Source organism: Escherichia sp. HH26CH, assembly GCF_009820205.1.
GTDB classification, from domain to species: Bacteria; Pseudomonadota; Gammaproteobacteria; order Enterobacterales; family Enterobacteriaceae; genus Escherichia; species Escherichia coli_F.
Window position 1 is genome coordinate 118,709 of record NZ_VNXM01000032.1, and the last position, 21,639, is coordinate 140,347.

The following is a 21,639-nucleotide window of genomic DNA, read 5'->3' on the forward strand; positions in this document are numbered from 1 at the left end:
GCAAATACTCGTTACTTCAACATATTACGAATGACATAATGCAAAATGCCGTCGTTCTGGTAGTAGGTCAACTCCGTCGCGGTGTCGATACGACAACGGCAGGGTACGACTTCCTGGCTACCATCCGCGCGCGTAAACGTCACCGGAACCGTCGCACCGGGTTGTAGACTTTGCAGATCGACAATATCAATCTTCTCTTCCCCGATTAGCCCTAACGTTTTACGCGTCACGCCTTGCGGAAATTCCAGCGGCAGGATGCCCATGCCAATTAAATTCGAGCGGTGAATTCGTTCAAACGATTCGGCAATCACAACACGAATGCCAAGCAGACGCGGACCTTTTGCTGCCCAGTCACGGCTGGAGCCTGATCCATACTCTTTCCCGGCAATCACCGCCAGCGGCGTTTGTTCCTGCTTATAGCGCATCGCGGCATCATAAATAGAGATGACCTCGCTGTCAGGTAAATGCCGCGTCATCCCCCCTTCAACGCCAGGCACCATTTCATTACGGATGCGAATATTGGCGAAGGTGCCGCGCATCATCACTTCATGGTTACCACGCCGCGAACCGTAGGAGTTAAAGTCTTTGCGCTCAACACCCCGACCTTGTAGATATCGCCCCGCCGGGCTATCGGGCTTAATGCTGCCCGCCGGAGAAATGTGGTCAGTGGTAACCGAATCCCCCAGCATTGCGAGGATCCGCGCACCGTGAATATCTTCCACAGGTGCTGGTGTTGCCTGCATTTCATCAAAGAAAGGCGATAAGCGAATATAGGTTGAATCCTCCTGCCAACCGTAGGTATCGGATCGCGCAACGTTAATCTCTTTCCATTCCGCCGTGCCTTCAAAAACTTCTGCGTACTCTTTGCGGAACATTTCTGTGGAGACTTGTTCTACCGCACGGGCAATTTCTTGTGCCGATGGCCAGATATCTTTCAGATATACCGGATCGCCTTTACGATCGTGACCAATAGGCTCAGAAGCGAGGTTAATATTCATATTTCCCGCCAGCGCATAGGCAACCACCAGCGGCGGCGAGGCCAGCCAGTTAGTTTTAACCAGCGGATGGATACGGCCTTCAAAGTTACGGTTGCCGGACAGCACCGCACCGACGGTTAAATCGCCTTTTTTGATTGCCGTTTCGATAGGATCGGGCAATGGACCAGAGTTACCAATACAGGTGGTACAACCGTATCCCACAAGGTTAAATCCCAGTTCATCCAGATACGGTGTCAGTTTCGCTTTTGCCAGATAATCAGAAACGACTTTCGAGCCTGGTGCCAGCGACGCTTTGACCCACGGTTGCCGCTTGAGGCCCAGAGTTACAGCTTTTTTCGCCAGCAAACCAGCGGCCATCAGCACACTTGGGTTAGAGGTGTTGGTGCACGACGTTATCGCAGCAATGACCACCGCGCCATCAGGTAACTGATACTGATGTCCGTTCATAACATAATCGACCGGCTGGCGATCTTTATGCGTGGCATTTACTTCCAGTTCGTTACTGGCGGCAAATGCTTTTGGTACATCGGGCAGTGCAACGCGATCCTGTGGGCGTTTTGGCCCTGCCAGGCTCGCTTCAACGTCATTCATATCCAGTTCTAACGTACTGGTAAAAATCGGTTCATCGCCCGGGTTTCGCCACATGCCCTGCGCTTTGGCATATTTTTCGACCAACTCGACCTGATCTTCGCTGCGCCCGCTTAAACGCATGTAATCGAGGGTGACAGCATCGATTGGGAAGAAGCCACAGGTGGCACCATATTCTGGCGACATATTGGCAATGGTGGCGCGATCCGCCAGCGGTAGTGAATCCAGCCCATCACCATAAAATTCGACGAATTTCCCCACCACGCCATGTTTGCGCAGCATTTGGGTAACGGTGAGAACCAGGTCTGTGGCGGTAATACCTTCACGTAATTTTCCGGTGAGTTTAAAGCCCACTACGTCCGGGATAAGCATGGAAACCGGCTGGCCTAACATTGCGGCTTCGGCTTCGATCCCACCAACGCCCCACCCCAGCACGCCAAGGCCGTTGATCATGGTGGTGTGCGAGTCAGTACCAACGAGTGTATCCGGATAAGCAATCCATTCACCGTCCTGCAATTCGCTCCACACTGCTTTGCCGAGATATTCGAGGTTAACCTGATGGCAAATGCCTGTGCCTGGCGGCACGACGCTAAAACGACTGAACGCCTGCTTTCCCCATTTCAGGAACACATAACGTTCGTGGTTGCGCTCCATTTCCAGGCGCACGTTTTCTTCAAATGCCTCATCATCACCAAAACGATCGACGGTCACCGAGTGGTCAATGACCAGGTCGACCGGTGAGAGCGGGTTAACCTTTGCAGTATCGCCGCCAAGGCGTTTAACCGCTTCGCGCATTGCCGCCAGATCAACAACGGCAGGTACGCCGGTAAAGTCCTGCATCAGCACCCTTGCCGGGCGGTAGGCAATTTCACGGTCAGCATGGGCATTTTTCAGCCATCCCACCAGCGCGTAGATATCCTCTTCGGTAACCGAGTTACCATCCTGCCAGCGCAGCAGGTTTTCGAGCAAAACTTTGAGTGACTTAGGCAGACGGGTGATATCGCCCAGTGATTTGGCAGCAAGCGGCAGGCTGTAGTAGTGGTAAGTTTTATCTTTGGCCTGCAACGTGTCCTTACTGGCTTCTCGTAGGGTTGACGACATAGCTCCTCCTTAATGACAGGGTTGCGAAGCCCTGATTCTCTTCAGGGTGAATATTAAAGATAACACAAACATTGCGTAACGATTTGATAACAACCCAAATTGATAAAAGAGGAGAAACCTTGTGGCAAAGCAAATGAAAACCCCGCCGCAGCGGGGTCAGGAATCAGTGAGTAATGATCCAGAGGAGTTCGGCCCAGAAGAGCATCGACAGAGAAAATGCGCCCATCCAGGACCAATATTTCATATTTGTGTTGATCATAGGCTACACCCTTAACGGTTATTACTTTGTGTTGAGATAACTCAACCTGTTATTGCTGCGGTGTATTAAAAGCCCTTTAATTCATTAAAAATGGGTAATAAGAATGATGATAATTATTGTTTCGGCTGATCATCTACAGCAAACAGTTCTATAAAGGCTTGCTGCTGCGTTGTTAGTTGCCAGTCGTCTGGAATAACGACGGAACATTCCCGTTTCGTTACTGGTTCATTGTCACTATGCTGACATAATGGTGACGACTCCAGTTGCTCCTGACCGACCATAGTTATCCCCACACTTTCCAAATCAGCAGGGCGACAACCACCCAGAAAAGTGCAGAACCAAGAAATACCGCCAGCCAGGCTTTGCGTTTTAATTCAGGGTCCCGGCGGGGTTCCTGATTTCCAGAAGGCATTGCTAACCTCATATAATCGCCATCACTTATCAGCAAGACGTTGAACGATTGGTGTAATTAATCATACGATGAGACAAATCCTAAAGAAACTTTAGTCAAAAATCCAGCGAATTTACGAATCGTCTCCAGTGAATAATTCAATCTTTTGACCTGAAATAGATATTTGAAAACTGGAGTTTGCGAGGCGGGTAATTAGACACTACTTTACAGGTAATTTACCCTATAAATATGAGGGATAAAAATATTGTGCACGGTATACAAATAAGCAACAAAAGAGAATATATTCCGGCACCTTCGCTACATAAAAGGTGCCGAAAATAACGCAAGAAATTATTTTTCCGGCAGTTTTATATCTTTAAACATGACCTCAATTTCTTCATTAGAGCGCAATGCGACAGCCGCATCAACGACATCACGCGTTAAATGCGGTGCAAAACGCTGAATGAAATCATACATATAACTGCGCAAAAAAGTACTACGGCGAAAACCAATTTTGGTTGTACTGTGGCTGAAGATATCGTGAGCATCAACGCGCACCAGGTCGGGATCGGCGACCGGATCCACCGCCATGCTGGCAATAACCCCTACCCCCAACCCTAACCGGACGTAAGTTTTAATGACGTCAGCATCCGTTGCCGTGAAGACGATACGCGGCGTTAACCCTGCGCGGTTAAAGGCAGTATCCAGTTCTGAGCGTCCGGTAAAGCCGAAGGTATATGTCACCAACGGATATTGCGCCAGTTCTTCAATGGTAATGGCTTTTTTGCCTGCCAGAGGATGATCCGGGGTTACCACAATAGCCCGGTTCCAGTGGTAGCACGGTAACATCACTAAATCTTCATACAGATGCAGCGCTTCTGTGGCGATAGCGAAATCGGCATTGCCTTTAGAGACAGCATCAGCAATTTGTGTCGGCGAGCCCTGGTGCATATGCAAAGAAACGCGAGGATAACGCTCAATAAAGCCTTTGATGACGTTTGGTAACGCATAGCGTGCCTGGGTATGCGTGGTGGCGATATACAGCGAGCCTTTATCCGGCCAGGTGTGCTCTCCGGCGACCGATTTTATGGCATCGACTTTCGACAGGACTTCACGAGCGATACGAATTATTTCTTGTCCTGCTGGCGTTACCTGCGTCAGGTGCTTGCCGCTTCGGGAAAAAATTTGAATGCCTAGCTCGTCTTCCAGCATTCTGACTTGTTTACTGATCCCGGGTTGTGATGTGTAAAGTCCTTCCGCCGTTGATGAGACATTCAGGTTATGATTGACCACCTCAACAATATAGCGAAGTTGTTGTAATTTCATGTTAAACCATCCACTTAGACGCCATCAGAACATCGTTTTTTCGTCACACCTGGCGGGTGACTAATACGATTTAATAATAAAAAAGGTGCTAACTATAACCACTATATCATTTATAGCCTTAGTGTATAGGTGTGAAGAAAAAATAATATGCAATAAAAAAGGGCCGCTTTCGCGACCCTTTGTTTATAATAACCTGACAGAATTAAAGGTTATTTTTTCCCTTCAACCCATTTGCCATCAACATAAAATGCTGACCAGCCAGTCGCCTTTCCGTCTTTTTCCGAAGAGACATATTGCTGTTTGGTTTTACGGCTAAAGCGAACCATGGTCTTATTACCTTCCGGATCCTGCTGTGGCGCATCGGCCAGATAACGCAGTTTTTCCGGCAGACGGTCGCGGAAGCGATAAAGCTCTTCCACCAGTGGCGCACGTGTTTCACGCGATTTCGGGAAGGTATTGGCCGCCAGGAACACACCGGCAGCACCGTCACGCAGCACGAAATGAGCATCTGATTTTTCGCACGGCAGCTCCGGTAATGGCACCGGATCTTCCTTCGGTGGTGCCACTTCGCCGTTACGTAAAATCTTACGTGTGTTTTTACACTCTTCGTTAGTGCAGGCCATGTATTTACCGAAACGCCCCATTTTCAGGTGCATTTCAGATCCACATTTTTCACACTCAACTATCGGGCCGTCATAACCTTTAATGCGGAATTCGCCCTCTTCGATCTCGTAACCGTCGCAGGTTGGGTTATTACCACAGACATGCAACTTACGTTTCGGATCGATGAGATAGCTGTCCATCGCCGTGCCGCATTTCGGGCAACGACGTTTTGCGCGCAGCGCGTTGGTTTCAGCGTCTTCACCTTCCAGCACGTTCAGCACTTCGTTTTCCGGCACCAGGTTGATGGTGGTTTTGCAACGCTCTTTCGGTGGCAGAGCGTAGCCGGAACAGCCAAGGAATACCCCGGTGCTCGCTGTGCGAATACCCATTTTGCGACCACAGGTCGGGCAGTCGATGCTGGTCAGAACCATCTGGTTCGGGCGCATACCCCCCTCTTCGGGATCTTTTTCAGCTTTATCTAACTGCTGGGTGAAATCCGAGAAGAAGTGATCCAGTACAGCTTTCCACTCTGCTTCGTGATTTGCCACCTGGTCGAGGCTGTTTTCCATCTGTGCGGTGAAGTCGTAGTTCATTAACTCACGGAAATTCTCTTCCAGGCGATCGGTGACGATTTCGCCCATTTTTTCCGCATAGAAACGACGATTTTCTACTCGCACATAGCCACGATCCTGAATGGTCGAAATGATCGACGCGTAGGTAGACGGACGACCGATACCGCGTTTTTCCAGCTCTTTAACCAGCGATGCTTCACTGAAACGGGCTGGCGGCTTGGTAAAGTGCTGGGCTGGTGTCAGTTCAACGAGCGTCAGAGCATCGCCTTTATCGACTGCCGGTAAGATACGATCTTCATCGCCTTTACGCAGTGCAGGCATCACTTTCGTCCAGCCATCAAAGCGCAAAATACGACCGCGTGCTTTCAGGCGGAAATCGCCCGCACCAACGGTCAGCGTCGTGGAGTCATATTTCGCTGGGGTCATCTGGCAGGCAACGAACTGACGCCAGATTAACTGGTACAGTTTCTGCGCATCTGCTTCCATATCCTTCAGCGATTCCGCCATCACATTGACGTCAGAAGGACGAATCGCTTCGTGCGCTTCCTGTGAGTTTTCTTTGCTGGCGTACTGATTCGGACTTTCCGGCAGATATTTCTTACCAAAATTATCGCTGATATAACCGCGAACCATATTTACTGCGTCCTGACTCAGGTTGGTGGAGTCGGTACGCATGTAAGTGATATAGCCTGCTTCATACAAACGCTGCGCCATCATCATGGTTTTTTTCACGCCAAAACCAAGACGGGTGCTGGCAGCTTGTTGCAGCGTAGAGGTAATAAAAGGAGCGCCAGGTTTACTGGTTGTCGGTTTGTCTTCACGTTCCAGCACGCTGTAGCGCGCTTTTTCCAGCAGACTTACCGCAGCCTGAGTTTGTTCTTTGTTGACCGGGCGGAACGGTTTGTCGTTCTGATGAGTCACCTGCAACGCCAACGCATCACCAGATGGCGTGGTCGTGCTGGCATCGACTTCCCAGAACTCTTCCGGTACGAACGCTTTAATTTCACGCTCACGCTCGACCACCAGGCGGACCGCCACCGACTGCACACGACCTGCAGACAGACCACGAGCGATCTTTTTCCACAGCAGCGGCGAAACCATATATCCCACCACGCGGTCCATAAAGCGACGCGCCTGCTGGGCATTAACACGATCAATATTCAGCTCACCCGGTTTGTTAAATGCCTGGCGGATCGCGTTTTTAGTAATTTCGTTAAACACCACTCGGCTATAGCGCGCATCATCACCACCAATCACTTCCCGCAGGTGCCATGCAATGGCTTCCCCTTCGCGGTCAAGGTCGGTTGCGAGATAGATGTGGTCTGCTTTTTCAGCCAGTTGTTTCAGTTCAGAGACGACCTTCTCTTTACCAGGCAGCACTTCATAGTGCGCCTCCCAATTGTGCCACGGGTCAACCCCCATACGGTTGACGAGAGCGCCACGTTCATCCTTTTTAGGCTTTTTAGCCGTCTTGGTGGAGGTAGAGTCGGCACTCTTTTTGGCAGCTGAGCCACTGGTCGGCAAATCGCGGATGTGACCGACGCTGGATTTCACCACGTAGTCACTACCCAGATACTTGTTGATCGTTTTGGCTTTTGCCGGGGACTCAACGATGACAAGAGCTTTACCCATATTCACCTTACCTAATTTGATTCTTCCAGGAATGCGTCGCACGTTGATAAACCTTCCACTGGCAACGAGTTACCGATATGGACTCGTTCTCTGCGGATATCAACCCCTTGTCGTGACTCTGTTCACGAAAATTCAGGTGACTGAGTTAACAGGTCTTGGCCTACAGGCGCTATAGCACGACGGAATTTTGGTCGAATGTCAAGCAAATCTATTGCCAGATTGACGAAAGCGTCACACTGTACCTGATAAAATCCGATACGCAACTTTATTAGCATGCAAAATCCAAAGTTGCCAGTAAGGCGCTCTTGCCACCAGCGTGGTATATTTGTCTGCAAGCCATGCCTGGCGTAGACTAATGTCCTTGTTTAAGGAGTAAATAATGAACAAAGAGACACAACCCATCGACCGCGAAACGCTGTTGAAAGAGGCCAATAAAATCATTCGTGAGCATGAGGATACGCTCGCAGGGATTGAAGCCACCGGCGTCACGCAGCGTAATGGCGTGCTGGTATTTACCGGCGACTACTTTTTAGATGAACAAGGATTGCCAACAGCCAAAAGCACCGCGGTGTTTAATATGTTCAAACACCTGGCCCATGTGCTTTCAGAAAAATATCACCTGGTTGATTAAAGCAAAACGCGAGGTCTTACCCTCGCGTTTGTCTTTTACATCAATGGCTTTTGCCCCCGCTGCCACCAGCGTAGCAACAATCGATCGGCGCTCTCTGTCGCGCTGCCGGTGAATCGGTCAATGAGTCGTTTACGCTGCATATAGCGTACATTGACCACTTCACGGCCTTCCATCAGGCTAAGAATAACTTCATCACTGGTGTTAATTTCATCAACCAGGCCTTTCTCTACCGCCTGTTGTCCGTACCAGTGTTCACCCGTTGCCACCTGTTCAATATCCAGAGACGGACGCATACGCTTCACAAAATCTTTAAATAACTGATGCGTTTCGTTCAGCTCTTCGCGGAATTTCTCCCGCCCTTCTTCGGTGTTTTCACCCAGCAAGGTCAGCGTGCGCTTATACTGCCCGGCGGTGTGCAGTTCGATATCAATATCTTTGCTTTTCAGGAAGCGGTTAAAGTTGGGTATTTGCGCCACCACCCCAATGGAACCCACAATAGCAAACGGTGCGGAAACAATTTTGTCCGCCACACAGGCCATCATGTAACCGCCGCTGGCAGCAACTTTGTCTACCGTAACAGTTAAAGGAATGTTTTTATCACGCAGACGCTGCAGCTGCGAAGCCGCCAGCCCGTAACCATGCACCATGCCACCAGGGCTTTCCAGACGTAGCACAACCTGATCCTGCGGTTTAAATGCTGCGAGTACCGCCGTTATCTCTTCACGTAGCGAGTTCACTTCATGGGCGTCCATGCTGCCTTTAAAATCCAGCACCCAGACGCGAGGTTTACTGTCAGTTGCCACCTCGCCCAGTTTGGCTTTCGCTTTTGCGGCTTTCGCTTCTTGCTTGTGCTTTTTCTTCTGCGCTTTATGCCACTGTTTTTGCTGATGAGTGTCCATCAGCGCCGCGGCCAGTTCTTCTTTCATCTCCTTATACTGTTCGCTGAGATTGTTGACCCGTAACTCGCCACGCTGGCGTTTATTACGTTGAGCAACATTGACAATAATGGCGGCAATCGCCGCAATCGCTAGCACAACGGTAACGATTTTCGCCAAAAACAAACCATATTCAGACAACAATTCCACGAGTCCCCACCTTGGTTACACAACGCTTTGGCTCACAGTTTACAACAGCCATGTTAAGTCGTCTCGCAGAGATGTTATTGCAGCGAAAGTATGACAAAGTATCCATTTTGCGGTGTTATCGCCCCAGGCTGATTGAAATGCCCTTCTGTTTCAGGCATAAAGCCCCAAAGTCTTAAAGTACACTGGCAGCGCGACAGACAACGTCGTTGAGGAGTAGCCATGCATTACCAGCCACAACAAGATTTACTCAATGATCGCATTATCCTGGTGACGGGAGCCAGCAATGGTATTGGTCGTGAAGCCGCGATGACGTATGCACGCTATGGTGCGACAGTGATTCTGTTGGGCCGTAATGAAGAAAAATTACGTCAGGTAGTCAGCCACATAAACGAAGAAACTGGGCGTCAGCCACAGTGGTTTATTCTCGATTTGCTGACCTGCACGTCCGAAGATTGCCAACAACTGGCACAGCGCATTGCCGTTAATTATCCGCGTCTGGATGGTGTTTTGCATAATGCCGGATTGCTCGGCGATGTTTGCCCAATGAGCGAGCAAAACCCGCAGGTCTGGCAGGACGTCATGCAGGTCAACGTTAATGCCACCTTTATGCTCACCCAGGCACTGCTTCCTTTATTACTCAAATCGGACGCCGGTTCACTGGTCTTTACTTCATCAAGCGTTGGACGTCAGGGGCGTGCAAACTGGGGCGCTTATGCAGCGTCGAAATTTGCCACCGAAGGGATGATGCAGGTACTGGCCGATGAATATCAGCAGCGCCTGCGCGTCAACTGCATTAACCCAGGTGGTACGCGCACCGCAATGCGCGCAAGCGCCTTCCCGACCGAAGATCCACAGAAACTTAAAACACCCGCTGATATCATGCCGCTCTACCTCTGGCTGATGGGCGATGACAGCCGCCGTAAAACCGGCATGACCTTTGACGCCCAACCGGGCCGTAAACCAGGAATATCCCAATGAGTGATGAACGCTACCAACAGCGTCAGCAGCGTGTAAAAGATAAAGTGGATGCCCGTGTGGCCCAGGCCCAGGATGAACGCGGTATTATCATCGTCTTTACCGGCAATGGAAAAGGCAAAACCACCGCAGCATTTGGTACGGCAACACGCGCAGTTGGTCACGGAAAAAAAGTGGGCGTCGTGCAGTTTATTAAAGGCACCTGGCCTAATGGCGAACGAAATCTGCTGGAACCACACGGCGTTGAATTTCAGGTGATGGCAACGGGCTTTACCTGGGATACGCAAAACCGCGAATCTGATACCGCGGCCTGCCGTGAAGTCTGGCAACATGCCAAACGAATGCTGGCAGATGCTTCACTGGATATGGTTTTGCTCGATGAGCTGACTTATATGGTGGCGTATGACTATTTGCCACTGGAAGAAGTGGTGCAGGCGTTAAATGAACGTCCACATCAACAGACGGTGATTATCACGGGGCGTGGTTGTCATCGGGATATTCTTGAACTGGCGGATACGGTAAGTGAATTACGCCCCGTCAAACATGCGTTTGATGCTGGTGTTAAGGCGCAAATCGGGATTGATTATTAAGGGAAAGCACCTCAAAAGATCGCCTCTTGAGGTGCTAATTTTAGATACTGAATGGCTTAATTAGCCACGGCAAAATTAAGAAGAGCTTGAATTTTATTCAAGTGTGCGGGATATTCCATGTCATTATCCGCATTGACGTCTTCAATAAACAGTATTAATTCAGTGATCAAATCATTAGCATCTTCATAACTAATACCAGTCAGTTCTGGTGACGTTTGCGAGCCATAATTAATTGTCAGATTATTCATTACCGACAAAACCAGAATAAAATATTTGTGACATATATCGCAAGTTGTTCGGTTTCCTAAGGCATAGTACAGCATATTGAGCAATGCCAGTATTCGTCGATTTTGCACATCGTTCATAATGACCTCCTATAACATAACTCCGCTGGCAATAAGAAGTTTTGCCAGCTCCTCTGACGCCTGTAGACCACTAATAACTTGAGAACGCAGGATCTCATTCCTACGCTCTAAATCCGCTTTAGAAAGAGATTTATTAGAGTATAAATCTTGTAGATGATTTCCTTTATCCATGAAGGCATTAATAGCTTGTATTGCTGGAGCCGCCGGATCAGATGAACGCAATCTGCTTTCATTAAGATTAATTACTGCACTCAAAAATTCCTGTCTACTCTTTAATGTTTTAAATTCTATGTTTTTAGTATTTGCTCGGGCCTTATTATAGTAATAAAAATTATTGCTGATGTTCGCAAAATTATTCCAATCCATTTGCTGCTGTTTCGTTGCTATATCATCGAGTAAATCTTGTAAATTTCTTTGAAGTCGTGGCCAGTCACTACCTACCGTTTTACCAACATTTTCTGATTTAACCTTCTCTTTATATAATCCATTGAAATATTGAACTAAATCTTTAACAGCTATAGCTGACTTAGTCAGTTCTTCACCTTCTGAAAGGCCAAGTAGTTTTTGGGCGTTGTTTGCATGATCGAGCGCCTGATTAAGTAATATAATTTGTTTACTATCGTCAACATCCATATCCACCGTCAACAACTCCACATAGGAGCTCATACTGTTAACGACCTCAAGTGAAGCCAGTAGCTTTTGTTTTTCTGTGGTTGCCAATTGAACTTTAGTAACGTCTTTATACGATGTTTTGTCCCCTTTCTCTGATTGCATACATAAGGACTCTTTATTAGTATTATTTTCCATAATCGTTTCATAATCAGGTCGCAATGCACAATCCGGATTAGTCGCATAAAAATTAACAAGAAAGTTTTCACGAGAAGCATAGTATTGTTTAAAGAAACTTGCATTCGCCGCAACCGCCTTGTTACCCGCAGTAATAACAGTTTCAGCTTGTTCATTTTTCAATGCTTCAGTTGCACAACCTGAAAGCATTAACAGCGATAGAAATAATCCACTATATCTAATCATAACCCACCTCTTGACGTTGAGTTTATCTCAGATAATTAAATAGTAATGTGGCTATTCCCTGGCATTATTCATAAGCAAGTATGAAATTAAATTAAAATACTGCGACTATTTATCATGCTTCAAATGAAGAAAAGGCCCCGCAGGGCCTTTATTTAATACTTAACTTAAATTAACCGTTATTATTACGTCCACCAGAACGACGACCGCCGCTGACCTGGCTGTGACGTTTCACCGCACGACGAATTTGATTCGCCTTCATACGACGACGGTCTTTTTCTACAGCAACTTTAGAGCTGGTTTCTGGCGGTAGTTCCACCAGCTCACGCAGATAGTTAGTCTGGGCAAGATCCAACTCAGTCCAGCCACCGCGTGGCAGACCTTTCGGCAGTGGGATATCACCGTAACGAACGCGGATCAGACGGCTCACCTGCACACCAACCGCTTCCCAAAGACGACGTACTTCACGGTTACGGCCTTCGGTCAAAGTAACGTTGTACCACTGGTTGATCCCTTCGCCGCCGCTGAACTTAATGGTTTTAAAGGCTGCCGGACCATCTTCCAGCTGCACGCCACGACTCAAATCACGCAGTTTCGCGTCGTCAACCTGACCAAATACACGCACGGCATATTCACGTTCAACTTCACGGCTTGGATGCATTAAACGGTTTGCCAGTTCACCGTCGGTGGTGAACAGCAGCAGACCACAGGTGTTAACGTCCAGACGACCTACGGCAATCCAGCGTGCGCCACGCAGCTTTGGCAGACGGTCAAATACCGTTGGACGCCCTTCCGGATCGTTACGGGTACACAACTCACCTTCCGGTTTGTAATAGGCCAGAACGCGACAAATTTGTTCAGCGGACTCACGTACCGAAATCAGGTGACCATCGATACGGATTTTCAGTCCAGGGGTAATTTCAACGCGATCGCCGAGTTTAGCAATTTTGCCATCAACACTCACACGACCGGCTTCAATAATAGATTCGATTTCACGGCGAGAACCGTGGCCGGCACGCGCCAGCACTTTCTGTAGCTTTTCGCTCATAGAGCTTCCTTTTGGTGTCGCCTTCCCAGGCGTCGAACAGGAGAATCAATGGCGCAGTAGAGCGCCATTTTAAGGCCGCGTAGTATACAGAGTTAAGCACTTATAAAAAAGGCTTCACATCACCTACGCCTTCACGCAATACGACTGGCGTATCATCGGTGAGATCAATAACCGTTGTTGGTTTCTGCCCGAGATAGCCGCCGTGAATAATCAAATCCACCTGTTTTTCCAGACGGTCTTTAATTTCTTCCGGATCAGACTCGGTAAATTCGCTGCCTGGTAGCATCAACGAAGTGGAAAGCATCGGTTCGCCCAATGCTTCAAGCAACGCCTGCGCAATCGGGTTAGAAGGCACACGCATACCGATGGTTTTGCGTTTTTCCTGCAACAGACGGCGTGGCACTTCCTTCGTCCCCTTCAGGATGAAAGTGTAGTTACCCGGCGTGTTGTTTTTCATCAAACGAAACGCAACGTTATCGACAAATGAATAGGTCGAGAGTTCAGAAAGATCGCGACACATCAGGGTAAAGTTGTGACCGTCCGGCAGCTGGCGAATACGACAAATACGCTCCATGGCGTTTTTATCTTCAATTTTACAGCCGAGCGCATAGCCGGAATCAGTTGGATAAACAATCACCCCCCCTTTACGCACGATCTCCACCGCCTGGTTGATCAGACGTTGCTGCGGGTTATCAGGATGAATATAAAAAAACTGGCTCATAATTCCCTCTCTGTGGTGTTCTGCGGCTGTTCCCATAGCTGCCAGACGCCTTCAACGCCTGCGGGCAGCCAGAGTTTACGACCCAGTTCGATCCACGGGCATGGCTGATGAAAATCAGATCCTTGTGATGCCCATAAATGATGCTGGCGAGCAAGCGTCGCCAGTTGGGTGCGTTCATTGGGCGATTGCTGGCACTGCGCGACTTCCATCGCGTCGCCGTGGTGTTCGGCAAAATGCGCAACCAATCTTTTCAGCCATTTAGCACTAAGATTGTACCGCCCAGGATGAGCTAGCACCGCCTTACCGCCAGAATGATGAATGACATCAATAGCTTGTTCTATTGTACACCACTGTGGCGGAACGTATCCGGTTTTCCCGCGTGCCAGATATTTTTTAAAGACATCCGCTATTGAACTGGCTTTGCCACATTCAACCAAGAAACGAGCAAAATGACCGCGCGTCACCGCACCGCCCTGCGCCAGTCGTTGCGCGCCTTCCAGCGCCCCAGGTATTTGCGCTTTTTCCAGTCTTTCAGCAATTAACTTCGCCCGCTGATTGCGCCGTTCTGTCTGCTGCGCGAGGAACTCACACATTAGCGGATGAGTAATATCAATATTCAGCCCGACAATATGAATTTCATGATTTTCCCAGACGGTGGATATTTCCACGCCAGGAATAAGATTCAGTGCCAGTCCTGAACGTGAAATTTCTTCTCTTGCTGGCGCGATTGCCGCTGTGGTGTCATGGTCGGTGATCGCCAGGGTGCCGACGCGCATCTCGACTGCACGGTGCACCAATGCTTCTGGCGTCAGGCAGCCATCGGAAGCTGTGGTATGGCTGTGCAGGTCATAAATCACTGCGTAATTCGTGTCGCTCAAGGCGCACTCCCATTTTGGATAATGTTTTTGCGCCGACATCATAACGGTTCTGGCAAATATTCTGAAATGAGCTGTTGACAATTAATCATCGAACTAGTTAACTAGTACGCAAGTTCACGTAAAAAGGGTATCGACAATGAAAGCGATTTTCGTACTGAAAGGTTGGTGGCGCACTTCCTGAAACGGGCAGTGTATTCACCATGCGTAAAGCAATCAGATACCCAGCCCGCCTAATGAGCGGGCTTTTTTTTGAACAAAATTAGAGAATAACAATGCAAACACAAAAACCGACTCTCGAACTGTTAACCTGCGAAGGTGCTTATCGCGATAATCCGACCGCGCTTTTTCATCAGTTGTGTGGGGATCGTCCGGCAACGCTGCTGCTGGAATCCGCAGATATCGACAGCAAAGATGATTTAAAAAGCCTGCTGCTGGTGGACAGTGCGCTGCGCATTACAGCATTAGGTGACACTGTCACAATTAAGGCGCTCTCCGGCAATGGCGAAGCCCTGCTGACACTACTGGATAACGCCCTGCCCGCTGGGGTCGATAATGAGCAATCGCCACAATGCCGCGTACTGCGCTTCCCCCCGGTCAGTCCACTGTTGGATGAAGACGCCCGCTTATGCTCCCTTTCGGTTTTTGACGCTTTCCGCTTATTACAGAATCTGTTGAATGTACCGAAGGAAGAACGGGAAGCGATGTTCTTTGGCGGCCTGTTCTCTTATGACCTTGTGGCGGGGTTTGAAGATTTACCGCAACTGGCAGCGGAAAATAACTGCCCTGATTTCTGTTTTTATCTCGCTGAAACGCTGATGGTTATCGATCATCAGAAAAAAAGCACCCGCATTCAGGCCAGCCTGTTTACTCCAAATGAAGAAGAAAAACAACGTCTCACTGCTCGCCTGAACGAACTTCGCCAGCAACTGACCGAAACCGCGCCACCGCTGCCGGTAGTTTCCGTGCCGCATATGCGTTGTGAATGTAATCAGAGCGATGAAGAGTTCGGTGGCGTAGTGCGTTCGTTGCAAAAAGCGATTCGCGCCGGAGAAATTTTCCAGGTCGTGCCATCTCGCCGTTTCTCGCTGCCCTGCCCGTCACCGCTGGCGGCCTATTACGTGCTGAAAAAGAGTAATCCCAGCCCGTACATGTTTTTTATGCAGGATAATGATTTCACCCTGTTCGGTGCGTCGCCAGAAAGTTCGCTCAAGTTTGACGCCTCCAGCCGCCAGATTGAGATCTACCCGATTGCCGGAACACGTCCACGCGGTCGTCGTGCCGATGGTTCACTGGACAAAGACCTCGACAGCCGCATCGAACTGGAAATGCGTACCGACCATAAAGAACTTTCAGAACATCTGATGCTGGTGGATCTCGCCCGTAATGATCTGGCACGCATTTGCACTCCTGGCAGCCGCTACGTAGCCGATCTCACCAAAGTTGACCGTTACTCTTACGTGATGCATCTCGTCTCCCGCGTGGTCGGTGAGCTGCGCCACGATCTTGACGCCCTGCACGCTTACCGCGCCTGTATGAACATGGGTACGTTAAGCGGTGCCCCAAAAGTGCGCGCCATGCAGTTAATTGCCGAAGCGGAAGGTCGTCGACGCGGCAGCTACGGCGGTGCGGTAGGTTATTTCACCGCACATGGCGATCTCGACACCTGCATTGTGATCCGCTCTGCGCTGGTGGAAAACGGCGTCGCCACCGTGCAGGCCGGTGCTGGCGTGGTCCTTGATTCTGTTCCGCAGTCGGAAGCCGACGAAACCCGTAATAAAGCCCGCGCTGTACTGCGCGCTATCGCCACCGCGCATCATGCACAGGAGACTTTCTGATGGCTGACATTCTGCTGCTCGATAATATCGACTCTTTTACTTATAACCTGGCAGATCAGTTGCGCAGCAATGGGCATAACGTGGTGATTTACCGCAACCATATTCCGGCGCAAACCTTAATTGAACGTCTTGCGACCATGAGCAATCCGGTGCTGATGCTTTCTCCTGGCCCCGGAGTGCCGAGTGAAGCGGGTTGTATGCCGGAACTCCTCACCCGTTTGCGTGGCAAGCTGCCAATTATTGGCATTTGCCTCGGACATCAGGCGATTGTCGAAGCTTACGGGGGCTATGTCGGTCAGGCGGGCGAAATTCTTCACGGTAAAGCATCCAGCATTGAACACGACGGTCAGGCGATGTTTGCCGGATTAACAAATCCATTGCCGGTAGCGCGTTATCACTCGTTGGTTGGCAGTAACATTCCGGCAGGTTTAACCATCAACGCCCATTTTAATGGCATGGTGATGGCGGTGCGTCACGATGCGGATCGCGTTTGTGGATTCCAGTTCCATCCGGAATCCATTCTTACTACCCAGGGCGCTCGCCTGCTGGAACAAACGCTGGCCTGGGCGCAGCAGAAACTTGAGCCAACCAACACGCTGCAACCGATTCTGGAAAAACTGTATCAGGCGCAGACCCTTAGCCAGCAGGAAAGTCATCAGCTATTTTCAGCGGTGGTACGTGGCGAACTGAAACCGGAACAACTGGCGGCTGCATTGGTCAGCATGAAAATTCGCGGCGAGCACCCGAACGAAATCGCCGGGGCAGCAACTGCCCTTCTGGAAAACGCCGCGCCGTTCCCGCGCCCGGATTATCTGTTTGCTGATATCGTCGGCACAGGTGGTGACGGCAGCAACAGCATCAACATTTCTACTGCCAGTGCTTTTGTCGCTGCGGCCTGTGGACTGAAAGTGGCGAAACACGGTAACCGCAGCGTCTCCAGTAAATCCGGCTCGTCGGATCTGCTGGCGGCATTCGGTATTAATCTTGATATGAACGCCGATAAATCGCGCCAGGCGCTGGATGAGTTAGGCGTCTGTTTCCTCTTTGCGCCGAAATATCACACCGGATTTCGCCATGCGATGCCGGTTCGCCAGCAACTGAAAACCCGCACCCTGTTCAACGTGCTGGGGCCACTGATTAACCCGGCGCATCCGCCGCTGGCGCTAATTGGTGTCTACAGCCCGGAACTGGTGCTGCCAATTGCCGAAACCTTGCGCGTGCTGGGGTATCAACGCGCAGCGGTGGTGCACAGCGGGGGGATGGATGAAGTTTCATTACACGCGCCGACAATCGTTGCCGAACTGCATGACGGCGAAATTAAGAGCTATCAGTTGACCGCTGAAGATTTTGGCTTGACACCCTACCATCAGGAGCAACTGGCAGGCGGAACACCGGAAGAAAACCGTGACATTTTAACACGCTTGTTACAAGGTAAAGGCGACGCCGCCCATGAAGCAGCCGTCGCGGCGAATGTCGCCATGTTAATGCGCCTGCATGGCCATGAAGATCTGCAAGCCAATGCGCAAACCGTTCTTGAGGTACTGCGCAGTGGTTCCGCTTACGACAGAGTCACCGCACTGGCGGCACGAGGGTAAATGATGCAAACCGTTTTAGCGAAAATCGTCGCAGACAAGGCGATTTGGGTAGAAGCCCGCAAACAGCAGCAACCGCTGGCCAGTTTTCAGAATGAGGTTCAGCCGAGCACGCGACATTTTTATGATGCGCTACAGGGCGCACGCACGGCGTTTATTCTGGAATGCAAAAAAGCGTCGCCGTCAAAAGGCGTGATCCGTGATGATTTCGATCCGGCACGCATTGCCGCCATTTATAAACATTACGCTTCGGCAATTTCGGTGCTGACTGATGAGAAATATTTTCAGGGGAGCTTTGATTTCCTCCCCATCGTCAGCCAAATCGCCCCGCAGCCGATTTTGTGTAAAGACTTTATTATCGACCCTTACCAGATCTATCTGGCGCGCTATTACCAGGCCGATGCCTGTTTATTAATGCTGTCGGTGCTGGACGACGATCAGTATCGCCAGCTCGCTGCTGTAGCCCACAGTCTGGAGATGGGCGTGCTGACCGAAGTCAGTAATGAAGAGGAGCTGGAGCGCGCCATTGCATTGGGAGCAAAAGTCGTTGGCATTAACAACCGCGATCTGCGTGATTTGTCGATTGATCTTAACCGTACCCGCGAGCTTGCGCCGAAACTGGGGCACAACGTGACGGTGATCAGCGAATCTGGCATTAATACTTACGGCCAGGTGCGTGAGTTAAGCCACTTCGCTAACGGCTTTTTAATTGGTTCGGCGTTGATGGCCCATGAGGATTTGAACGCCGCCGTGCGCCGGGTGTTGCTGGGTGAGAATAAAGTATGTGGTCTGACGCGTGGGGAAGATGCTAAAGCAGCTTATGACGCGGGTGCGATTTACGGTGGATTGATATTTGTTACAACGTCACCGCGTTGCGTCAGCATTGAAGAGGCGCAGGAAGTGATGGCTGCAGCACCGTTGCAGTATGTTGGCGTGTTCCGCAATCACGATATTGCCGATGTGGTGGACAAAGCTAAGGTGTTATCGCTGGCGGCAGTGCAACTGCATGGTAATGAAGATCAGCTGTATATCGACACTCTGCGTGAGGCTCTGCCAGCAAACGTCGCCATCTGGAAGGCTTTAAGTGTCGGTGAAACTCTTCCCGCGCGCGATTTTCAGCACATCGATAAATATGTATTCGACAACGGTCAGGGCGGGAGCGGACAACGTTTCGACTGGTCACTGTTAAACGGTCAATCGCTTGGCAACGTTCTGCTGGCGGGCGGCTTAGGCGCAGATAACTGCGTGGAAGCGGCACAAACCGGCTGCGCCGGGCTTGATTTTAATTCTGCTGTAGAGTCGCAACCGGGCATCAAAGACGCACGTCTTTTGGCCTCGGTTTTCCAGACGCTGCGCGCATATTAAGGAAAGGAACAATGACAACATTACTTAACCCGTATTTTGGTGAGTTTGGCGGCATGTACGTGCCACAAATCCTGATGCCTGCTCTGCGCCAGCTGGAAGAAGCTTTTGTCAGCGCGCAAAAAGATCCTGAATTTCAGGCCCAGTTCAACGACCTGCTGAAAAACTATGCCGGGCGCCCAACCGCGCTGACCAAATGTCAGAACATTACAGCCGGGACGAACACCACGCTGTATCTGAAGCGTGAAGATTTGCTGCACGGCGGCGCGCATAAAACTAACCAGGTTCTGGGCCAGGCTTTGCTGGCGAAGCGGATGGGTAAAACCGAAATCATCGCCGAAACCGGTGCAGGTCAGCATGGCGTGGCTTCTGCGCTTGCCAGCGCCCTGCTCGGCCTGAAATGCCGTATTTATATGGGTGCCAAAGACGTTGAACGCCAGTCGCCTAACGTTTTTCGTATGCGCTTGATGGGTGCGGAAGTGATCCCGGTGCATAGCGGTTCCGCGACGCTGAAAGATGCCTGTAATGAGGCGCTACGCGACTGGTCCGGCAGTTATGAAACCGCGCACTATATGCTGGGCACTGCAGCTGGCCCGCATCCTTACCCGACCATTGTGCGTGAGTTTCAGCGGATGATTGGCGAAGAAACGAAAGCTCAGATACTGGAAAGAGAAGGTCGTCTGCCGGATGCCGTCATCGCTTGTGTTGGCGGCGGTTCGAATGCCATCGGCATGTTTGCAGATTTCATCAACGAAACCGACGTCGGGCTGATCGGCGTAGAGCCTGGTGGTCATGGTATCGAAACTGGCGAGCACGGCGCACCGTTAAAACATGGTCGCGTGGGCATCTATTTCGGTATGAAAGCGCCAATGATGCAAACCGAAGACGGGCAGATTGAAGAGTCTTACTCGATTTCTGCCGGGCTGGATTTCCCGTCCGTTGGCCCACAGCATGCGTATCTCAACAGCATAGGTCGTGCTAATTACGTGTCGATTACCGATGATGAAGCACTGGAAGCCTTTAAAACGCTGTGCCTGCACGAAGGGATTATTCCGGCGCTGGAATCCTCCCACGCGCTGGCCCACGCACTGAAAATGATGCGCGAAAACCCGGAAAAAGAGCAGCTACTGGTGGTTAACCTTTCCGGTCGCGGCGATAAAGACATCTTCACCGTTCACGATATTTTGAAAGCACGAGGGGAAATCTGATGGAACGCTATGAATCTCTGTTTGCCCAACTGAAGGAGCGCAAAGAAGGCGCATTCGTTCCTTTCGTCACCCTCGGTGATCCGGGCATTGAGCAGTCGCTGAAAATTATCGATACGCTAATTGAAGCCGGTGCTGACGCGCTGGAGTTAGGCATCCCCTTCTCCGACCCACTGGCAGATGGCCCGACGATTCAAAACGCCACACTGCGTGCCTTTGCGGCGGGAGTAACCCCGGCGCAGTGCTTTGAGATGCTGGCACTCATTCGCCAGAAGCACCCGACCATTCCCATCGGCCTTTTGATGTATGCCAACCTGGTGTTTAACAAAGGCATTGATGAGTTTTATGCCGAGTGCGAGAAAGTCGGCGTCGATTCGGTGCTGGTTGCCGATGTGCCAGTAGAAGAATCCGCGCCTTTCCGTCAGGCCGCGTTGCGTCATAATGTCGCACCTATCTTCATCTGCCCGCCAAATGCCGATGACGACCTGCTGCGCCAGATAGCCTCTTACGGTCGTGGTTACACCTATTTATTGTCGCGTGCGGGCGTGACCGGAGCTGAAAACCGCGCCGCGTTACCTCTCAATCATCTGGTTGCGAAGCTGAAGGAGTACAACGCGGCGCCTCCACTGCAAGGATTTGGTATTTCCGCCCCGGATCAGGTAAAAGCAGCGATTGATGCAGGAGCTGCGGGCGCGATTTCTGGTTCGGCAATTGTTAAAATCATCGAGCAACATATTAATGAGCCAGAGAAAATGCTGGCGGCACTGAAAGCTTTTGTACAACCGATGAAAGCGGCAACGCGCATTTAATCCCACAGCCGCCAGTTCAGCTGGCGGCATTTTATCTTTCTTTA

21 protein-coding genes and 1 other annotated feature are annotated in these 21,639 nt (G+C 50.4%); of the genes, 9 read left to right on the forward strand and 12 right to left on the reverse strand.

Annotation, left to right across the window (positions count from 1 at the left end):
• Window positions 1-11: 11 nt before the first annotated feature.
• The 6 genes from acnA to topA form a co-directional block, all read right to left on the reverse strand.
• Complete coding sequence (acnA, locus tag FQ015_RS11125; protein ID WP_088542058.1) at window positions 12-2,687, reverse strand: aconitate hydratase AcnA; 2,676 nt, start codon at window positions 2,685-2,687, stop codon at window positions 12-14.
• Window positions 2,688-2,850: 163 nt separating this feature from the next.
• On the reverse strand, window positions 2,851-2,946 hold the full coding sequence (gene ymiC / locus FQ015_RS11130; RefSeq protein ID WP_001310756.1) for a small membrane protein YmiC: 96 nt from the start codon (window positions 2,944-2,946) through the stop codon (window positions 2,851-2,853).
• 113 nt (window positions 2,947-3,059) lie between these two features.
• Window positions 3,060-3,227, reverse strand: coding sequence for a protein YciX (gene yciX / locus FQ015_RS11135; protein ID WP_032302929.1), 168 nt, complete (start codon window positions 3,225-3,227; stop codon window positions 3,060-3,062).
• Window positions 3,228-3,229: 2 nt separating this feature from the next.
• Window positions 3,230-3,370 (reverse strand): YmiA family putative membrane protein, encoded by a 141-nt coding sequence (locus tag FQ015_RS11140; protein ID WP_001300896.1) that lies wholly within the window; start codon window positions 3,368-3,370, stop codon window positions 3,230-3,232.
• A 318-nt stretch (window positions 3,371-3,688) separates the two neighbouring features.
• The gene (cysB, locus tag FQ015_RS11145; protein ID WP_000776253.1) at window positions 3,689-4,663 is read right to left on the reverse strand and encodes an HTH-type transcriptional regulator CysB; all 975 of its coding nucleotides are present in this window, start codon (window positions 4,661-4,663) and stop codon (window positions 3,689-3,691) included.
• Window positions 4,664-4,872: 209 nt separating this feature from the next.
• Complete coding sequence (gene topA / locus FQ015_RS11150) at window positions 4,873-7,470, reverse strand: type I DNA topoisomerase (protein WP_039020811.1); 2,598 nt, start codon at window positions 7,468-7,470, stop codon at window positions 4,873-4,875.
• A 379-nt stretch (window positions 7,471-7,849) separates the two neighbouring features.
• Here topA and FQ015_RS11155 point away from each other — a divergent pair, with 379 nt between their 5' ends.
• Window positions 7,850-8,101 (forward strand): YciN family protein, encoded by a 252-nt coding sequence (locus FQ015_RS11155; protein WP_001031530.1) that lies wholly within the window; start codon window positions 7,850-7,852, stop codon window positions 8,099-8,101.
• Window positions 8,102-8,136: 35 nt separating this feature from the next.
• On the opposite strand, the gene sohB is transcribed toward FQ015_RS11155, so the two are convergent.
• On the reverse strand, window positions 8,137-9,186 hold the full coding sequence (sohB, locus tag FQ015_RS11160; protein WP_160524059.1) for a protease SohB: 1,050 nt from the start codon (window positions 9,184-9,186) through the stop codon (window positions 8,137-8,139).
• A gap of 219 nt (window positions 9,187-9,405) precedes the next feature.
• Here sohB and FQ015_RS11165 point away from each other — a divergent pair, with 219 nt between their 5' ends.
• Together FQ015_RS11165 and cobO are read left to right on the forward strand one after the other, a co-directional pair.
• Window positions 9,406-10,164, forward strand: a complete 759-nt coding sequence (locus FQ015_RS11165; RefSeq protein WP_160524060.1) for a YciK family oxidoreductase — start codon at window positions 9,406-9,408, stop codon at window positions 10,162-10,164.
• On the forward strand, window positions 10,161-10,751 hold the full coding sequence (gene cobO / locus FQ015_RS11170; RefSeq protein WP_039020810.1) for a cob(I)yrinic acid a,c-diamide adenosyltransferase: 591 nt from the start codon (window positions 10,161-10,163) through the stop codon (window positions 10,749-10,751). Before FQ015_RS11165 ends, cobO begins: the two co-directional genes overlap by 4 nt.
• 56 nt (window positions 10,752-10,807) lie before the next feature.
• Here cobO and FQ015_RS11175 read toward each other — a convergent pair whose 3' ends face one another.
• The 5 genes from FQ015_RS11175 to rnm all read right to left on the reverse strand — a co-directional run bounded on the left by FQ015_RS11175 (window position 10,808) and on the right by rnm (window position 14,792).
• Window positions 10,808-11,116, reverse strand: a complete 309-nt coding sequence (locus FQ015_RS11175; RefSeq protein WP_001000715.1) for a hypothetical protein — start codon at window positions 11,114-11,116, stop codon at window positions 10,808-10,810.
• A gap of 9 nt (window positions 11,117-11,125) precedes the next feature.
• Window positions 11,126-12,148 carry a hypothetical protein gene (locus tag FQ015_RS11180; protein ID WP_202385090.1) on the reverse strand — a complete coding sequence of 341 codons (1,023 nt, stop codon included), beginning with the start codon at window positions 12,146-12,148 and terminating at the stop codon, window positions 11,126-11,128.
• Window positions 12,149-12,317: 169 nt separating this feature from the next.
• Window positions 12,318-13,193: a 23S rRNA pseudouridine(2605) synthase RluB gene (gene rluB, locus FQ015_RS11185; protein WP_001291206.1), complete on the reverse strand. Its 876-nt coding sequence runs from the start codon at window positions 13,191-13,193 to the stop codon at window positions 12,318-12,320.
• Between the two features lie 100 nt (window positions 13,194-13,293).
• Entirely contained in the window at window positions 13,294-13,914 is a 621-nt protein-coding gene (locus FQ015_RS11190) for an L-threonylcarbamoyladenylate synthase (RefSeq protein WP_001353240.1), read from the reverse strand.
• Window positions 13,911-14,792, reverse strand: a complete 882-nt coding sequence (gene rnm, locus FQ015_RS11195) for an RNase RNM (RefSeq protein WP_002431520.1) — start codon at window positions 14,790-14,792, stop codon at window positions 13,911-13,913. Before rnm ends, FQ015_RS11190 begins: the two co-directional genes overlap by 4 nt.
• Before the next feature lie 136 nt (window positions 14,793-14,928).
• Between rnm and trpL the strand changes: the two genes are divergently transcribed.
• The 6 genes from trpL to trpA all read left to right on the forward strand — a co-directional run bounded on the left by trpL (window position 14,929) and on the right by trpA (window position 21,595).
• Complete coding sequence (gene trpL, locus FQ015_RS11200) at window positions 14,929-14,973, forward strand: trp operon leader peptide (protein WP_001700591.1); 45 nt, start codon at window positions 14,929-14,931, stop codon at window positions 14,971-14,973.
• Window positions 14,950-15,043 (forward strand) — a sequence feature (Trp leader region). Its footprint overlaps the gene before it by 24 nt.
• A gap of 21 nt (window positions 15,044-15,064) precedes the next feature.
• A complete protein-coding gene (gene trpE, locus FQ015_RS11205) occupies window positions 15,065-16,627 on the forward strand; it encodes an anthranilate synthase component I (RefSeq protein WP_160524061.1) in 1,563 nt (520 codons plus the stop codon).
• A complete protein-coding gene (trpD, locus tag FQ015_RS11210) occupies window positions 16,627-18,222 on the forward strand; it encodes a bifunctional anthranilate synthase glutamate amidotransferase component TrpG/anthranilate phosphoribosyltransferase TrpD (protein WP_000763524.1) in 1,596 nt (531 codons plus the stop codon). The genes trpE and trpD overlap by 1 nt, the downstream gene beginning before the upstream one ends.
• Complete coding sequence (gene trpCF / locus FQ015_RS11215; protein ID WP_202385091.1) at window positions 18,223-19,584, forward strand: bifunctional indole-3-glycerol-phosphate synthase TrpC/phosphoribosylanthranilate isomerase TrpF; 1,362 nt, start codon at window positions 18,223-18,225, stop codon at window positions 19,582-19,584.
• 11 nt (window positions 19,585-19,595) lie between these two features.
• Window positions 19,596-20,789 (forward strand): tryptophan synthase subunit beta, encoded by a 1,194-nt coding sequence (gene trpB / locus FQ015_RS11220; RefSeq protein ID WP_000209510.1) that lies wholly within the window; start codon window positions 19,596-19,598, stop codon window positions 20,787-20,789.
• Window positions 20,789-21,595, forward strand: a complete 807-nt coding sequence (gene trpA / locus FQ015_RS11225; protein WP_160524062.1) for a tryptophan synthase subunit alpha — start codon at window positions 20,789-20,791, stop codon at window positions 21,593-21,595. The genes trpB and trpA overlap by 1 nt, the downstream gene beginning before the upstream one ends.
• The last annotated feature ends 44 nt before the right edge of the window (window positions 21,596-21,639 follow it).

Excerpts from the sequence above, each read along its gene's own strand:
- acnA (WP_088542058.1), bottom strand. The coding sequence starts at position 2,687 with ATGTCGTCAACCCTACGAGAAGCCAGTAAGGACACGTTGCAGGCCAAA.
- ymiC (WP_001310756.1), bottom strand. The coding sequence starts at position 2,946 with ATGATCAACACAAATATGAAATATTGGTCCTGGATGGGCGCATTTTCT.
- yciX (WP_032302929.1), bottom strand. The coding sequence starts at position 3,227 with ATGGTCGGTCAGGAGCAACTGGAGTCGTCACCATTATGTCAGCATAGT.
- FQ015_RS11140 (WP_001300896.1), bottom strand. The coding sequence starts at position 3,370 with ATGAGGTTAGCAATGCCTTCTGGAAATCAGGAACCCCGCCGGGACCCT.
- cysB (WP_000776253.1), bottom strand. The coding sequence starts at position 4,663 with ATGAAATTACAACAACTTCGCTATATTGTTGAGGTGGTCAATCATAAC.
- topA (WP_039020811.1), bottom strand. The coding sequence starts at position 7,470 with ATGGGTAAAGCTCTTGTCATCGTTGAGTCCCCGGCAAAAGCCAAAACG.
- FQ015_RS11155 (WP_001031530.1), top strand. The coding sequence starts at position 7,850 with ATGAACAAAGAGACACAACCCATCGACCGCGAAACGCTGTTGAAAGAG.
- FQ015_RS11165 (WP_160524060.1), top strand. The coding sequence starts at position 9,406 with ATGCATTACCAGCCACAACAAGATTTACTCAATGATCGCATTATCCTG.
- cobO (WP_039020810.1), top strand. The coding sequence starts at position 10,161 with ATGAGTGATGAACGCTACCAACAGCGTCAGCAGCGTGTAAAAGATAAA.
- FQ015_RS11175 (WP_001000715.1), bottom strand. The coding sequence starts at position 11,116 with ATGAACGATGTGCAAAATCGACGAATACTGGCATTGCTCAATATGCTG.
- FQ015_RS11180 (WP_202385090.1), bottom strand. The coding sequence starts at position 12,148 with ATGATTAGATATAGTGGATTATTTCTATCGCTGTTAATGCTTTCAGGT.
- rluB (WP_001291206.1), bottom strand. The coding sequence starts at position 13,193 with ATGAGCGAAAAGCTACAGAAAGTGCTGGCGCGTGCCGGCCACGGTTCT.
- FQ015_RS11190 (WP_001353240.1), bottom strand. The coding sequence starts at position 13,914 with ATGAGCCAGTTTTTTTATATTCATCCTGATAACCCGCAGCAACGTCTG.
- trpE (WP_160524061.1), top strand. The coding sequence starts at position 15,065 with ATGCAAACACAAAAACCGACTCTCGAACTGTTAACCTGCGAAGGTGCT.
- trpD (WP_000763524.1), top strand. The coding sequence starts at position 16,627 with ATGGCTGACATTCTGCTGCTCGATAATATCGACTCTTTTACTTATAAC.
- trpCF (WP_202385091.1), top strand. The coding sequence starts at position 18,223 with ATGATGCAAACCGTTTTAGCGAAAATCGTCGCAGACAAGGCGATTTGG.
- trpB (WP_000209510.1), top strand. The coding sequence starts at position 19,596 with ATGACAACATTACTTAACCCGTATTTTGGTGAGTTTGGCGGCATGTAC.
- trpA (WP_160524062.1), top strand. The coding sequence starts at position 20,789 with ATGGAACGCTATGAATCTCTGTTTGCCCAACTGAAGGAGCGCAAAGAA.